The sequence below is a fragment of the Cryobacterium sp. TMN-39-2 genome, from assembly GCF_004402745.1.
In the GTDB taxonomy this organism is placed as follows: domain Bacteria; phylum Actinomycetota; class Actinomycetes; order Actinomycetales; family Microbacteriaceae; genus Cryobacterium; species Cryobacterium zongtaii.
Genome location: NZ_SOFX01000023.1, coordinates 1 through 14,529, shown reverse-complemented (window position 1 = coordinate 14,529; position 14,529 = coordinate 1). Strand labels below are relative to the sequence as shown.

Annotated in this window: 17 protein-coding genes; 7 read left to right on the top strand and 10 right to left on the bottom strand. The window is 68.4% G+C overall.

The window, feature by feature from the left end:
• The coding region (locus E3O57_RS07440; RefSeq protein WP_255455736.1) for a thiamine pyrophosphate-binding protein at window positions 1–741 on the bottom strand (741 nt) is incomplete at its 3' end.
• Window positions 734–1,168 carry a PLD nuclease N-terminal domain-containing protein gene (locus E3O57_RS07435; protein WP_088454981.1) on the bottom strand — a complete coding sequence of 145 codons (435 nt, stop codon included), beginning with the start codon at window positions 1,166–1,168 and terminating at the stop codon, window positions 734–736. The genes E3O57_RS07435 and E3O57_RS07440, both read right to left, overlap by 8 nt.
• A 70-nt stretch (window positions 1,169–1,238) precedes the next feature.
• On the opposite strand from E3O57_RS07435, the gene E3O57_RS07430 reads away from it, so the two are divergent.
• On the top strand, window positions 1,239–1,544 hold the full coding sequence (locus tag E3O57_RS07430) for a DUF4229 domain-containing protein (RefSeq protein ID WP_088454980.1): 306 nt from the start codon (window positions 1,239–1,241) through the stop codon (window positions 1,542–1,544).
• Window positions 1,545–1,632: 88 nt separating this feature from the next.
• Here E3O57_RS07430 and E3O57_RS07425 read toward each other — a convergent pair whose 3' ends face one another.
• The 3 genes from E3O57_RS07425 to E3O57_RS07415 form a co-directional block, all read right to left on the bottom strand.
• On the bottom strand, window positions 1,633–2,673 hold the full coding sequence (locus tag E3O57_RS07425) for a 1,4-dihydroxy-2-naphthoate polyprenyltransferase (RefSeq protein WP_088454979.1): 1,041 nt from the start codon (window positions 2,671–2,673) through the stop codon (window positions 1,633–1,635).
• 77 nt (window positions 2,674–2,750) lie between these two features.
• Entirely contained in the window at window positions 2,751–3,908 is a 1,158-nt protein-coding gene (locus tag E3O57_RS07420; protein WP_174776319.1) for an AMP-binding protein, read from the bottom strand.
• An 8-nt stretch (window positions 3,909–3,916) separates the two neighbouring features.
• On the bottom strand, window positions 3,917–4,828 hold the full coding sequence (locus tag E3O57_RS07415; RefSeq protein WP_088454978.1) for a 1,4-dihydroxy-2-naphthoyl-CoA synthase: 912 nt from the start codon (window positions 4,826–4,828) through the stop codon (window positions 3,917–3,919).
• 198 nt (window positions 4,829–5,026) lie between these two features.
• On the opposite strand from E3O57_RS07415, the gene E3O57_RS07410 reads away from it, so the two are divergent.
• The 5 genes from E3O57_RS07410 to E3O57_RS07390 are packed head-to-tail and all read left to right on the top strand — an operon-like array spanning window position 5,027 to window position 8,096.
• The gene (locus tag E3O57_RS07410) at window positions 5,027–5,380 is read left to right on the top strand and encodes a hypothetical protein (protein WP_088454977.1); all 354 of its coding nucleotides are present in this window, start codon (window positions 5,027–5,029) and stop codon (window positions 5,378–5,380) included.
• Window positions 5,377–6,429: an RNA polymerase sigma factor RpoD/SigA gene (locus E3O57_RS07405; RefSeq protein ID WP_088454976.1), complete on the top strand. Its 1,053-nt coding sequence runs from the start codon at window positions 5,377–5,379 to the stop codon at window positions 6,427–6,429. The genes E3O57_RS07410 and E3O57_RS07405 overlap by 4 nt, the downstream gene beginning before the upstream one ends.
• 51 nt (window positions 6,430–6,480) lie before the next feature.
• Entirely contained in the window at window positions 6,481–6,813 is a 333-nt protein-coding gene (locus E3O57_RS07400) for an ATP-dependent DNA ligase (RefSeq protein WP_088454975.1), read from the top strand.
• A complete protein-coding gene (locus E3O57_RS07395) occupies window positions 6,810–7,073 on the top strand; it encodes a hypothetical protein (protein WP_103430995.1) in 264 nt (87 codons plus the stop codon). The genes E3O57_RS07400 and E3O57_RS07395 overlap by 4 nt, the downstream gene beginning before the upstream one ends.
• A 42-nt stretch (window positions 7,074–7,115) precedes the next feature.
• A complete protein-coding gene (locus tag E3O57_RS07390; protein ID WP_088454973.1) occupies window positions 7,116–8,096 on the top strand; it encodes an o-succinylbenzoate synthase in 981 nt (326 codons plus the stop codon).
• A gap of 149 nt (window positions 8,097–8,245) precedes the next feature.
• On the opposite strand, the gene ccsB is transcribed toward E3O57_RS07390, so the two are convergent.
• Genes ccsB through E3O57_RS07365 form a run of 5 tightly spaced genes read right to left on the bottom strand, consistent with a single transcriptional unit; the run spans window position 8,246 to window position 12,918 of the window.
• Window positions 8,246–9,196 carry a c-type cytochrome biogenesis protein CcsB gene (ccsB, locus tag E3O57_RS07385; RefSeq protein WP_088457807.1) on the bottom strand — a complete coding sequence of 317 codons (951 nt, stop codon included), beginning with the start codon at window positions 9,194–9,196 and terminating at the stop codon, window positions 8,246–8,248.
• 51 nt (window positions 9,197–9,247) lie between these two features.
• Window positions 9,248–10,921 carry a cytochrome c biogenesis protein ResB gene (locus E3O57_RS07380; RefSeq protein WP_088454972.1) on the bottom strand — a complete coding sequence of 558 codons (1,674 nt, stop codon included), beginning with the start codon at window positions 10,919–10,921 and terminating at the stop codon, window positions 9,248–9,250.
• Complete coding sequence (locus E3O57_RS07375) at window positions 10,905–11,666, bottom strand: cytochrome c biogenesis CcdA family protein (RefSeq protein WP_088454971.1); 762 nt, start codon at window positions 11,664–11,666, stop codon at window positions 10,905–10,907. Before E3O57_RS07375 ends, E3O57_RS07380 begins: the two co-directional genes overlap by 17 nt.
• 2 nt (window positions 11,667–11,668) lie before the next feature.
• On the bottom strand, window positions 11,669–12,277 hold the full coding sequence (locus tag E3O57_RS07370; protein WP_103478487.1) for a TlpA disulfide reductase family protein: 609 nt from the start codon (window positions 12,275–12,277) through the stop codon (window positions 11,669–11,671).
• On the bottom strand, window positions 12,274–12,918 hold the full coding sequence (locus tag E3O57_RS07365; RefSeq protein WP_088454969.1) for a histidine phosphatase family protein: 645 nt from the start codon (window positions 12,916–12,918) through the stop codon (window positions 12,274–12,276). Before E3O57_RS07365 ends, E3O57_RS07370 begins: the two co-directional genes overlap by 4 nt.
• 79 nt (window positions 12,919–12,997) lie before the next feature.
• Here E3O57_RS07365 and aspS point away from each other — a divergent pair, with 79 nt between their 5' ends.
• Window positions 12,998–14,311 (top strand): aspartate--tRNA(Asn) ligase, encoded by a 1,314-nt coding sequence (aspS, locus tag E3O57_RS07360; RefSeq protein ID WP_088457806.1) that lies wholly within the window; start codon window positions 12,998–13,000, stop codon window positions 14,309–14,311.
• Window positions 14,312–14,529: the final 218 nt, after the last annotated feature.

Genomic DNA, 14,529 nt, shown 5'->3' with positions numbered 1-14,529 from the left:
GGCGACGACGACGGTGCGGGGACCCGGCGGCACCGGATGCGGCGGATCGGCGGGCGCCGCCGCATCCGGCCGGCCCGGCAGGGACGCAGCAGCGGCGACGGCCTCGAGCTCGACGGCGGCGGACAGCGGCTCACGGAACGCCAGGTTCAGCTGCACGGGGCCGGGGTTGTTCGTCTGGGTGCCCAGCGCCGTCGCGTAGGCCAGCCGGGCCAGGGCGATCGCGGTGCCAGACTCCCCCACGGTTCCGTCGGGGGCTGCCACGTCCTCGCAGAGACGCACGGCCTCCGCAAAGATCCCCGGCTGCACGGTGGTCTGGTTCGAACGGATGCCCCGCAGCTCGGCCGGCCTGTCGGCGGTGAGAAGGATCATGGGCACCACGGAATGGTGTGCCTCGAGCACCGCGGGATGCAGGTTGGCCACAGCGGTGCCGGAGGTGCAGACCACCAGAGCGGGGCGACCGCTCTCGATGGCGAGCCCGAGCGCGAGAAAGCCCGCCCCGCGCTCGTCGATGCGCACGTGCAGGCGCAGCAGGCCGAGCCGTTCGAATTCGGTGGCTGCCAGCGCCAGCGCCTGGGACCGTGACCCCGGGCTGAGCACGATGTCGCGCACACCGAGGCTCACGAACTCGGCCAGCAATGCCACGCTGAAGTCGGTGGCGGGGCTGCCGCTCGGCGCGACCGGACGCACGAGTGCGGTGTCAGGCAGGGTGGTCGAGCCGGAAACGTCGGTGGTCTCAGGCATCCCGTCGGCCCGGCTGGTCACCCTCACCGGGTTCGGTCTTCTTGGGGTCGACTCCGGCGGTGCCGGGATGGGGTGTGTCGTCGGCAGGCGGGTCCATCTTGTCGAAGTCGGCCAGTTCCTGCTCGAGATCGCGGATGCGCTGGTCCTGGTCCTTCACGCGGTCCAGGCCGCGCAGGAAGTCGGGGTCGTCGTCGGGGGCCATCGACCGGGTGACCCGGCCGCCGGTGTTCGCGGCGGTGCTGCGGCGGCCGCGACCGATCACCAGCCACAGCACGGCGCCGATCACCGGCAGCAGGATGATCATCAGGATCCAGGCCCACCGGGGCACGCCACGTATACGATTGCGGTCGAACAGCGCGCAATCCACGACCGCATACACGGTGAGAATGACGACGACGACTCCGAGGCCGAACAACAGGCGGAACATGCTGCTAATTGTAGGCCGGTCAGCCGAGAGATCGGTGAGTACTCTCAGCGGCACGGTTTAAGCTGCAAGTATGAAAGCTGTTCCGGCCTGGTTGGTCTTCACCGTGCTCCGCGTCCTGATGTTCGTCGTGCCCTTCGTGGTGCTGTCACTGCTGGGCATCGAGGGCTGGTTGGCGGCGCTGCTCGCCGCGGTGATCGGCCTGTGCCTGTCCTACATTTTCCTTCGCGCCCGGCGCGAAACGGTGGCCCGCGGTCTTTACGAGGTGCGGCACCGCGACAAGGAGCCCGTGCACCCGGATGCCGAGTCGGAGGACGCCGCTGTCGACCGCGCCGCGGCTTCTCAGACCAACGTCGGCCGCACCCCGCCCGCGCCGTAGTCGTCCGCTCGTAGTCGTCTGCTCGTAGTCATCCGCTGAGCGGGCGGCTCGACGCTATCTGTTGCCGCTGCGGGCAGCAGTTGTGCCGTTACAGGGCGAAGGCCAGCCCGAGCGTGATGCCGTAGAGCAGCGCCGCCAAGCTGGTGAGCTTGAGCACCAGGATCAGTTCCTTCGCGGTCTTCGCGGTCGCCACGATCAGGCAGGCCGGCAGCACCAGGAGCAGCACGAAGAAGGTGAGCCAGGCCAGCGGGTAGAACAGCGCGAAGAAGCCCGCTATGGCGAAGGGCACCAGCAGGAACACGCAGAACACCACGCGGGATGCCCTGGCGCCGATCCACACGGCGAGGGTGCGCTTGCCGGCTGCCTTGTCCGGCTTGATGTCGCGCAGGTTGTTCACCATCAGCACCGCGCAGGCGATCAGGCCGATGGCGACGGCGCTCAGCCAGCTCTCCAGGTTGACGGTGCCCACCTGCACGTAGGTGGTGCCGACCGTGGCCACCAGGCCGAAGAAGACGAACACGAACAGTTCGCCCAGGCCCAGGTAGCCGTACGGCTTCTTACCGCCGGTGTAGAACCAGGCCGCCACGATGGCCAGGGCGCCCACGGCGAGCAACCACCAGTACTGGCTCACCACCACGAGCACCAGGCCGGCGACGGCGGCGATGCCGAAGAAGGCCAGCGCCACGGTGAGCACGGCGCGGGGCTTGGCGGCTCCCCCACCGGTGAGGCGAGCCGGGCCGACCCGGTGGTTGTCGGTGCCGCGGATGCCGTCGGAATAGTCGTTCGCGTAGTTCACACCGATCTGCAGGCTCACCGCCACCACCAGCGCGAGCAGTGCCCGCACCCAGTGGAACTCGCCGGCGCCACCGGCCACGACAGCGGCTCCGGTTCCCAGCGCCACCGGCGCGACGGCCAGCGGCAAGGTGCGGAGGCGCGCGCCGGAGATCCAGTCGCCGGCAGTTGCCGGCCCGCTGCGTGCGGGTCCGGTCCTCGCAGAGTTCTTCCGGGCCGGGTTGCCCGACTTCGCCGGGTACTTGGGCCCGGTCGGCGCCGTGTTCCGGGCGCCGTTCTGGCTGGTCTGACGGGACTTCTGTTGTTTCGGCTCGTTCGGCCGCGCTCCATGTGCCACGCCCTCATGTTACCGGCCGCATCCGGGTCTCCGCCGGGTCACCGCCGGGCCGTCGGGCAGTCCCGCGGGCCGGGCCCTCAGCGTGCGATGAACGCTTCCAACGCCTGCCGGTCCGGCTTTCCCGAGGCCAGGAGCGGGAGGGTCTCGACGGTCACGATGCGAGAGGGGCGGGCGGCGCGGCCCAGAGCCGAGGCCGCGGCGGCGCGCACGGCTTCCAACGCCGGCGGCGCAGCGGCTACCAGCACCACCACCGGTGTCTGCCCCCAGACCGGGTCGGCGGCGCGCACCACGACGGCATCGCCCAGCCCAGGAAGGCTGCGCACGAGGGCCTCGACGGCATCGAGCGACACTTTCTCACCGCCGGAGACGATCACGTTGTCGGCCCGGCCGGTGACGCTCACGGTGCCGTCGACGGCGACCGCACCCAGGTCGCCCGTGCGGTACCAGCGCACGCCGTGGTCGTCCCGGAATCTGTCGCCGGTGCGATCCTCATCGCCGAGGTACCCGTCGGCGAGTACCGCTCCGCTGATCTCGAGCTGCCCGTCGACGGCACGCACCAAGGTGTTGCCGATCGGGACGCCGTCGTACACGCAGCCGCCGGCGGTCTCGGACGAACCGTAGGTGCGCAACACGCGGATCTTCTGCCGTTCGGCCCGGTCGATCAGTGCCGGGGCCACGGCCTGGCCGCCCACGAGGATGCCGGTGAAGCGCCGCAGCACGGTCAGGATCGCCGGGTCGGCGTCGGCGGCATCCAGCAGCCGGGCCAGCTGCACGGGAACCAGCGAGGTGAACCGCAACGGTTCGACGAGGCGGCGGGCGTACTCGGCGAAGACGACGGGATCGAAGTGGCCGGGCGGCAGCAGAACGGGTTCGGTGCCGGCCACGATCGACCGCACGAGCACCTGCACGCCGGCGATGTAGTGGGCGGGCAGGGCGAGTAACCATTGGCCGTCGCCGCCGAGGGCCACGCTCGACGCTGCCGCGGAGGCGAGCAACGCGTCGGTGCTGAGCATCACCCGTTTGGGCGCGGCCGTCGAGCCCGATGTTTCGATCACCACGGTCACTCGGCGCGGCACCGGTCCGAGCCCGGCCCGGTCGGCCCCGGTTCCGTTGTCGGCCGTAGGCGACGGCACCGGCACCGGTAGCAGCGCGTCACCCGTGGCGGAGAGCGCCAGGCGCAACTCGGTCAGCAGGTGCAGCGGATCCCCGGCGGGAACGGCGCGGACGGGCCTCACCGCATCCCCTAGAACTGCCAGGGGTACGGCGACCAGTCCGGTTCGCGCTTCTCAAGGAACGAGTCCCGGCCCTCGACGGCCTCGTCGGTGCCGTAGGCCAGGCGGGTGGCCTCACCCGCGAAGACCTGCTGCCCGACCATGCCGTCGTCCACGGCGTTGAAGGCGAACTTGAGCATCCGGATGGCCGTGGGCGACTTGGTCAGAATTGTGCGCGCCCAGTCCAGCGCCTCGTTCTCCAGCTCGGCGTGCGGGACGACGGCGTTGATCGCGCCCATCTCGAGAGCCCGTTGGGCCGAGTACTCGCGGGCGAGGAAGAAGACCTCCCTGGCCGCCTTCTGGCCCACCTGGCGGGCGAAATATGCGCTGCCGTAGCCGCCGTCGAAGGAGCCGACATCGGCATCCGTCTGCTTGAACTTGCCGTGCTCGGCGCTGGCGATGCTGAGGTCGCAGACCACGTGCAGGGAGTGCCCGCCGCCCGCCGCCCAGCCGGGGATCACGGCGATGACGACCTTGGGCATGAAACGGATCAGACGCTGCACCTCGAGGATGTGCAGCCGGCCGCCCCTGGCCTTGTCGATGCCGCTGGCGGTCTCGCCCTCACCGTACTTATAGCCGTCCCTGCCGCGGATGCGCTGGTCGCCGCCGGAGCAGAACGCCCAGCCACCGTCGCGCGCGCTCGGGCCGTTGCCGGTGAGCAGCACCACGCCGATGTGCGGATTGGTGCGGGCGTCCTCGAGGGCGGCGTAGAGTTCGTCGACGGTTTGCGGCCTGAAGGCGTTGCGCACCTCCGGCCGGTTGAAGGCCACGCGGGCGATGCGGCCGGTGAGGTCGTGGTGATAGGTGATGTCGGCAAGAGCGCCGAAGCCATCCACCGAACGCCACTGGGTCGGGTCGAAGATCTCTGAAACCAGTTCGGGCATGGCACCAGACTACGCGGCAGGCTCAGGCTGCCGGGTTGGTCGCCGGGTCCTGACATGGACCGATATACAGCTGGGACCGCTCACACCAGACATGAGGGCTATTCAGGTGTACCTCCTCGGCGGCTTCCCCGTCAACCCCTTGAACGGGCTTGACGCCGAGTTGTGTACTTATGTCACCCGAACGACCTGGAGGTGGTCATGTTTCACAACAGCCCCTCGGCACCCGACACCGCGTTACCCGAATACGCACCCGTCACCAGCGCCGAAACCTACACCGCTCCTGTCCTGAACCCGACACCCATACCCGGCAGCACCGTCGACGACACGGCCCTCGGCCTCGGCGACGTCGAGATCACCGAACTCTCCCCCACGGAGTGGCGCGTCGCAGACCATGGCATCGAGCATGACGACCCGACCGCCCTACTCGGCTTCATCCAGATCGTTGGCAGCGCCTTCGAGGTGACCAACCTCGGTCGTCCGCGGGAACGCGCCTACTTCACTTCCTTTGACCGTGCCACAGCCAGTCTTCTCCCCCGGGGGGTTCTCGCATGACAACCATCGTCCAGCCGCCCACCACCCGTGCGAGCGCTCGCGCCACAACTCAAACCCCGGCAGCGCCGCCGGAGTCGACCCCGTCGTCGTATTCGCCGTCGGCCGCCGCCAGCGCCGCGGCCACCTCCCGCTACAGCCGGGCATCCACGGATGCCTTCGGCGACTACCTGCGCCGCATCGGCAAGGGCCCCCTGCTCTCGGCCGAGGACGAGGTGGATCTGGCCCGCAAGATCGAGGTGGGCCTGTTCGCCGAGGAGAAGATGAACCGGGCGGAAGCCGAAGGCACCCCGGTGACCCCCGAGTTCAAGCGCGAACTCACCTGCCTGGTGTTCGAGGGCCGGCGGGCGAAGAACCACTTCATCGAGGCCAACCTGCGTCTCGTGGTGAGCATCGCCAAGCACTACTCCGGCCGCGGCGTCCCGATCATGGACCTCGTGCAGGACGGCAACATCGGCCTGGTGCGGGCGGTGGAGAAGTACGACTTCATGACCGGATTCAAGTTCTCCACCTACGCCACCTGGTGGATCCGGCAGGCCATCCACCGCGGCATGGCCGACAAGTCTCGCATGATCCGCATCCCGGTGCACACCGCCGAGAAGCTCAACAAGATCAAGCGCATCCGCCGCGACCTCACCAGCACCCTCGACAGGGAACCGACGCTCAAGGAGATCGCCGAGCTGTCGCAGATCGCGGTGCGGGACGTGTCCCGCCTGCTGCAGTACGACAACGAGCCCATCTCGCTGCACGCACCGGTCGGCGACGGCATCGGCGACATCGCCGAGCTGATCATCGATGACGACCTGCCCCAGCCCGATGAGTGCGCCACCATCACACTGCGGGCTGCCGACATCACGTTTTATCTCGATGCCCTGCCCGACCGGGAGCGGTCCATCCTCACAGCCCGCTTCGGTCTCACCGGTGAGGAACCTCGCACGCTCGACCAGATCGCGGTCATCCAGGGGGTGACGCGGGAGCGGGTCCGACAGATCGAGAAGCGAGCCTTGGCCCTCCTAAAGGTGCCACGACTCGAGCGATATCTCAGGGACTAGAAGCGAAAACCGGCGTAGCGTAACACCTACCCCTATCAACGGAGTGGTGCAATGGGCAAGCTGACGTACGATTCGAGCCTCACGGCGGATTTCGATGATCGCGTGCTCGCGCACATCCAGGTAGTGATCGGTGCCAAGCTACGCCGGGGCGAGTGCTTCTATTTCACCTGGCGAGACGACCCGCAGGGCGGTGACGGACGGAGCACCATCTGGATGCATCCCAGCATCCCCTTGGCCTACAAGTATTTCGGCGGTCGTTCGCCCAGCCTCAACCGCGACTGGATCGAGGCGCTGATGCTGACCGCGAATTCATCGGGCGGCCTGCAGATCGTGCCGGAGCCGCACCGCCTGGGATCCACGTCGAACGGTAAGGATGATTCGTGACCCGCATCGACATCGTCTACGGCGGTAAGCCGTACACGCTCGGCGACCGCACACTCGAATCACTCCGAGCCGAGATCTCCGACGCGGCGGCGGCCGGCGTGCCCACCTGGCTGCGGGTCAACAGCGGCGCCGGGCGCTATCAGGATGCCTATCTGCTCATCTCTCCGGGCACCGCGATCGCCATCGTGGACGTGCAGCCCAACGGTCCGGACGTGACGCTCACTCCCGAGGAGACGTTCGTCGCCGATTCCACCGAATGAACGGCTCAGGGGCGGACCCGCGGATGCTGGCACACTAGAGCCATGCTCCCTTCACTGCACGACGTGCTCGCCACCGCCCGCGTGGTCGACCTCCCCCTCGTCACCGGCTTCCGCGGCCTCACCAGCCGTGAAGCCGTATTGATCGAGGGGCCGGCCGGCTGGACCGAGTTCTCCCCCTTCGTGGAGTACGACGATGAAGAGGCGTCGGCCTGGCTGCGGGCTGCGCTGGAGTTCGGTTGGGAAGAGAGCCCGGCCCTTCGACGAGACCGGGTTCCGGTGAACGCGACGGTGCCGGCCATCGACGCCGCCGACGTGCCGGCACTTCTGGCCCGGTTCCCCGGCTGCCGCACCGCCAAGGTGAAGGTCGCCGACCCCGGCCAGACCCTCGCCGAAGACGTGGAGCGGGTGCGCGCGGTACGCAAGGCACTCGGCGCGGAGGGACGCATCCGGGTGGATGCCAACGGGCTCTGGAACCTCGACGAGGCCGAGCACGCGATCCACGCCCTGGCCGAGTTCGACCTCGAGTACGTCGAACAGCCGTGCGCGTCGATCGACGAGTTGGCCGAGATCCGCCGCCGCACCGACTACCTCGACCTGCCGATTGCCGCCGACGAGAGCGTGCGCAAGGAGTCCGATCCCCTGCTGGTGTCCCGCTCAGGCGCTGCCGACCTCCTGGTGGTCAAGGTGCAGCCGCTCGGCGGCATCCGCGCTGTGCTCGCGATCCAGGCCGAGACCGGCCTGCCGCTGATCGTCTCCAGCGCCCTCGACACCTCGATCGGCATCTCGATGGGCGCGTTCCTGGCGGCGGCGCTGCCCGAGCTCGACTACGACTGCGGCCTGGCCACCGCGTCGTTGCTGGCCGCCGACGTCACCCATGAACCGCTGCTGCCCGTTGATGGCAGCATCCCGGTGCGCCGGGTGGTGCCGGATGCCGACCTTCTCGACACCTACGCGGCCAGCCCTGAGCGGCGCGACTGGTGGCTCGCCCGCATCACCCGCGTGCACGCCCTGCTCGCCGAGTAATCAGGAGGCGCGACGCAGGGCCCGCCTAGAGCTCTGCGGGTTAGGCGCCGTTGTGCGGGTGGCGCGCCACCCGCATAACGGCGTGGCACCCGCCCATTGCGGATCCGGCGATCGGGCGCGGACCGAGCGGGCGCGACCCTCGCCGCGGGTTACAGGCCGGAGTAGGCGTGCAGGCCCTTGAAGAACACGTTCACGACGCCGAAGTTGAACATCACGGCGGCGAAGCCGATGATCGCCAGCCAGGCCGACCGCGATCCGCGCCAGCCCCGGGTGGCCCGCGCGTGGATGTACCCGGCGTAGATCACCCAGATGATGAAGGTCCAGACCTCTTTGGTGTCCCAACCCCAGTACCGGCCCCAGGCCCGTTCGGCCCAGATCGAGCCGGCCATGAGGGTGAAGGTCCACAGGATGAAACCGATGATGTTGGTGCGGTAGGCCAGGTTCTCCAGGGTGACCGCCGACGGCAGGGTCTTCAGGAACTTGAGCCGGCCGGGCTTGTCGGTATCCACCCGGTCCTCGCGGCGGGCCTGCAGCAGCTGCACGAACGAGAGCGCGAAGCCGAGGGCGAAGAACCCTGTGGCGAGAGACGCCACGAACACGTGGATGACCAACCACACCGACTGCAGAGCCGGCGGCAGCGGGGCCACTTCCACGTAATACTGCTGGGCTATGCCGAGCAGGATCAGGACAAGTCCGGTGACGAAGGTGCCCAGGAATCGCAGATCGATGCGGGTCAGCAGGATCAGGTACACCGTGACGATGAGGAGAGTTCCGGTCATCGCGAACTCGTACATGTTGGCCCACGGCACCCGCTCGGCGGCGATGCCGCGCAACACCGTGGCCACGAGCTGCAGGCCCCAGGCGAGCACGGTCAGCGAGACGCCCACCCGCAGGCTGGCGGAGCGGCCGTACGGCGTCGCCGCATCGTTGACCATCCGGGCGCTGATGCGGGTGAGGGTGCTGGTTCCGCCGGCGGAACCCACCGAGGTGGCCTCGCCCGCTCGGGCCTTGGCGGACTCGACATCGGCCGCGTCCACCGCAGAGCTGCGCTTGGCCAGGTCGATCGAGAAGGCGATGAACGCCAACGCGTAGACGGCCATGGCCGAGTACAGGCTGAGGATCGAGAGCTCGTTCAGATTCACCAGTACAGCCTAAGCGGGTTCGACGGGTGAAACGACCGGGGCCGAGCGTTCCAGCAGGGCGATGTGCCGGTCGGCGAGGGCGGTGACGGCCGACTCCAGGGCCGGGTCCTCCCCGCGGGCGAGGCCGGCGTATTCGAGCCGCACCGAGCCATCCGCCTGGTCAATGGCCTTCACCCAGAGCCGACGGCGCGGCACGAACAGCGAGGTGAGCAGCCCACCGAGCACGAGCACCGCGAACAGCAGCACCCAGCCCTGGGTGGGGTCGTGGTGGATATCGAACGACGCGAACCGCGGCACCGAGCCTGAGAAGTCTCCCGCCGCGGCATCCGGGGTGGCGTTCTCGAAGGTCACCGAGCCCAGCCCGTTGGGCAGCTCCTGGGTTTCGCCTGGCTTGAGTTCGAGCGGCTGGATGTCGCTCGTGCGGGTGGCCAGCGGCTCCATGGAGTCGGTGTCGAGGGAGTACACCGAGGTGGGCACACCCTCGTCCAGGCCCAGGTCACCCGCGTACACATTGAGGGTGAGCACCGGGTACTCAAGGTCGGGGAAGCTGGAGAAGTACGAGCCGGTGCTGCTCTCGTCTTGGGTCGGGTAGAAGAAGCCGACCAGGCCCACCTGCTCGGCGAGGCCGTCCGGCACCTTCACGATGCCCAGCGAGGTGAGGTTGGCGTCCTGCGGCAGGAACGGCACGGAGTCGGTGAACACCACTGTGCCCTCAGGGTCCTTCACCGTGATGGTGGGCGCGTAGCCGTTGCCGAGCAGGTAGACGCTGGTGCCGCCGGTGCGCAGCGGGTCGTTGACCCGCACCGCGCCGGGCTCGGCGTCGCCGCCGCGCGGGGTGAGCGTGACGCCGGCGGTGAAGTCGACGGGCTGGCCGAACGCCTCGAGGTTCGCGGTCTCGTAGCTCACCGTGAAGTCGTCGAGGGTGAGCGTGTACGGGTCCAGTTCGGTGTCGTCGAAGAACCGGCCGGGGTTGAACGAGTCGTAGGCCAGCAGCGTGTTGACGAAGGTCTGGCCCTCCACGAGCACTCGTTGGCCGCTGAAGCCGAAGCCGCTGCCGAAGCCGACCACCACGAGGAGACCGACCAGGGCGGAGTGGAAGACCAGGTTGCCGGTCTCACGCAGGTAGCCGCGCTCGGCCGAGACCGAGAACTCAGTGGGGCTCTCGAACAGCGCCACCCGGTAGCGACCCTGCTTGAGGACGGTGCGGGCGGAGGCGACGGCGGTGGCGGCATCCGTGCCGGCCGGGGCCGTGCGGGTGGTGAAGCCGGCCAGCCGGCCGAGGCGCGCGGGGGTCTTGGGCGGTTTGGCGCGCAGGGCCTGCAGGTGGTGCTTGGTGCGCGGGATGACGCAGCCGATCAGCGAGACGAACAGCAGCAGGTAGATGGAGGAGAACCAGGCGGAGGAGTACACGTCGAACGCCTGGATCTTGTCGAGCACCGGCGCCAGGTCGGGGTTGTCGGTGAAGTACTGGGTGACGCCGTTCGGGTCGGAGCTGCGCTGGGGCACCAGCGAGCCGGGCACCGCCGCGATGGCGAGCAGCAGCAGCAGGAACAGCGCGGTGCGCATGCTGGTGAGCTGACGCCAGAACCAACGCAGGGTGCCGACAAAACCGAGTTTGGGCTGGGTGATCCCGTCGCCGGTGGGCGCCGGGGCGGAGTCGATGTGGTCAGATGGCCGGGACATAGCTGCCAATCACCCCTTGCAGGTTCAGGAGCCAGGCATTCCACACGCCGCTCACCATGAGCACCCCGATAACGATCAGGAGCACGCCGCCGAACAGGTTGATCGCTCGGATATGACGCTTGAGAAAGGCTACGGCCCCGGTGGCCCAGTTCAGGCCCAGGGCGATCAGCAGAAACGGGATGCCCAGGCCGAGCGCGTAGAACAGCGCCAGCAGGCCGCCCTGCCACGGTGAGCCGGTGCTCAGGCTGAGCGAGTTGATGGCCGTGAGCGTGGGGCCGGTGCACGGGGTCCAGCCGACCGCGAAGACCGCGCCGAGCACCGGAGCGCCGGCCAGGCCCATCCGCGGCCGCCAGGAGGTCTTGATGGTGCGCTGCATCGCGCCGAACTGACCGACGAAGACCAGGCCGAGCAGGATCACGACGGCGCCGGCGACGCGGGTGATCAGGTCACGGTACTGGTTGAGCCAGAACCCGGCGACGCCGAACACCACGCCGGTGAGCACGAAGACCAGGGTGAAGCCGAGGATGAACAGGGCCACGCCCAGCAGCAGCCGGTTGCGTCCCCGGCGCGCGGAGAGCTTCGACCCGCTACTCCCGTCGGCGAACCCGCCGATGTAGGCCAGGTAGCCGGGCACGAGCGGCAGGATGCACGGGGACGCGAACGAGACGAGCCCGGCCAGCACGGCGATCGGGATCGCCAGGAACAGTTGCCCGCTGAAGACGATCTCGCCGAAGGGATTGCCCACGCCTAGCCGTCCTCGGCAATCGTGTCCTTGATCAGGGTTTCCAGGATGGACGGCGAGTTGACCTGGCCGAGGATGCGCGCGGCGACCCGACCAGAGGAGTCCAGCACCAGGGTGGTGGGCACGGCGTTCGGGGGGATGCTGCCGCTGAAGGCGAGCTGCAGGCCGCCGTCGTCGACATCCATCACCGATGGGTAGCTGATCTCGTAGCTTTCGTTGAAGGCGATGGCGCTGGGCGCCTGGTCGCGCACGTTCACACCGAGGAAGCTGGCGCCCTGACCGGCGAATTCCTCGCTGATCGTCTTGAGGTCCGGGGCCTCGGCGCGGCAGGGGGCGCAGCTGGCGTACCAGAAGTTGACCACGAGGACCTCGCCTGTGTAGTCGTCGGAGCTGACCGTGGAGCCGTCCTCGAGGGTGCCGTCGAAGACGACGGACTCGCCGCGATCTTCGGCGGCGATTTCGGTGACGCTGCCGTCGCCGGCGATGTAGCCCTTGCCGCTGCCTTCACGGTACTGCGCGGCGAGCGGGTCGTCGCTGGTGCACCCGGTCAGCACGAGGCCGAGGCTGACGAGGCCGATCAGGGCGGCAGGAATCAGGCGTGGTCGGCGACTCACACTGCACCTACATCGTTGGCCGGCACCAGAAGGGCGGCGGCGGGACTCGCATAGCCGACCTCGGCGGGCACATTGTCGTGCAACGACAGCGTGGTGATGCTGGACAGGTCACAGCGGCGTTTGCGCGGGTCGTGGGCGAGGCGTTCGTGGGCCAGGGTGCGGTGCACCATCCAGATCGGCAGCTGGTGGCTGACCAGAACGACGTCACCGTCGTCGACCGAATGGAAGGCATCGTCGATGGCGGCGAGCATCCGAGCAGAGATGGACGCGAAAGGCTCGCCCCAACTGGGCCGGGCAGGGTTGATCAGGCTGGGCCAGGTGCGCGGGTCGCGCAGGGCGCCGCCGGGGCCGCGCATCCGCTTGCCCTCGAAGCGGTTGGCGGGCTCGATGATGCGCTCGTCGAGGTGGATGGGCAGGCCGAAGGCCGCCATGATCGGGGCTGCCGACTCCTGGGTGCGCTGCAGCGGCGAGGCGATGATCCGCCCCACGGGGCGCCCACGCTCGACGAGGTCTGCGGCAGCCGCCTCGGCCATCCGCTGCCCCAAATCGGACAGCCGAAAGCCGGGAAGTCTGCCGTAAAGCACGCGCTCGGGGTTAAAAACCTCACCGTGCCGCACGAGATGTACCTGGCTAGCTACCACACGCTCCAGTCTACGGAGAGGTCACCCGCGAATTCGCCGAGAGCTGTGCGGCTAAACTCAGGGGGTGAATGCGCGCGTACTGATCAAGAACCTTGCTGCCCTCGACGACGGTCTCGTTTCCGTGTCCGGATGGGTTGAAACCGTCCGAGACCAGAAGAAGGTGCAATTCGTCGTCTTGCGCGACGAATCCGGCGCCGTGCAGCTGGTCAATCCACGCACCACGGATGCCGAGGGTGTCGTCGTCGACGACGAGCCGGCGACCACCATCTCCGGCCTGTCCCAGGGCAGCTTCGTCACCGTGACCGGGCAGCTCAAGCACGACGAGCGCGTCAAGCTCGGCGGCATCGAGATCAAGCTGGCGTCCCTCGAGGTCGTCACCCTCGCCATCCCGGAGACCCCGATCGCGGCAGACTCCAGCCTGGACAAGCGTATGGACTGGCGCTTCCTCGACCTGCGCCAGCCCAAGGCGAGCCTCATCTTCCGCATCCAGACCACGTTCGAGCACGCCCTGCGCACGTACTGGATCGAGCACGACTTCATCGAGCTGCACACCCCGAAGCTGATGGCCAGCGCGAGCGAGTCCCGCGCCGAGCTGTTCGAGGTGGAGTACTTCGACCGCAAGGCCTACCTGGCGCAGAGCCCGCAGTTCTTCAAGCAGATGGCGCAGTCCGCAGGTTTCGGCAAGATCTTCGAGGTGGGGCCGGCGTTCCGGGCCGACCCGTCGTTCACCAGTCGGCACGCCACCGAGTTCACCAGCGTTGACTCGGAGATCAGTTGGATCGACAGCCACGAAGACGTCATGCAACTGCACGAGGACCTGCTCGTGGCCGCGTTCACCGCGGTGAAGGCCAAGCACGGCGAGGAGGTGCTCGCGCTGTTCGGCGTCGAGGTCACCGTGCCGAGCACGCCGTTCCCACGCATCCCGCTGGCCGAGGCCAAGGAGATCGTCAAGAGCCGCGGCTACGAGGTTCCCCGTGAAGACGACGACATGGACCCCGAGGGCGAGCGCCAGATCGCGGCGTACGTCGCCGAGACCTACGGGCACGAGTTCGTGTTCCTCACCGACTACGCGTCGAGCATCCGCCCGTTCTATCACATGCGCCACGAGGGCGACGCGAGCCTGACCAACAGCTACGACCTGATCTTCAACGGCACCGAGATCTCCACCGGCGCGCAGCGTGAGCACCGCATCGACGTCCTCGTCGAGCAGGCCGTGGAGAAGGGTCTCGACCCGGCCGAGATCGCGGGTTACCTGGACTTCTTCCGTTACGGGGTACCGTCCCACGGTGGCTTCGGCATGGGCCTGGCCCGCGTGCTGATGCTGATGCTGCACCAGGCATCCATCCGCGAGGTCACCTACCTGTTCCGCGGGCCGACCCGCCTGGAGCCGTAACCGCTACTCCCGCTCGCGAAAGTCGCGCCTGTCTCACGGACAGGCGCGATTTTTCGTTAAGACCAAACCTTTTCCGGGGTGGGGCCGAACCACCTGCATACCAAGCAAGCCCCCACACTCCACAGCAAAGGACTTCATCATGCGCAGCTTCACCAAGACCGCACTCGGCCTCACCACCGCAGGCCTGCTCGTCGCCGGCCTCGCCGCCTGCTCCACCG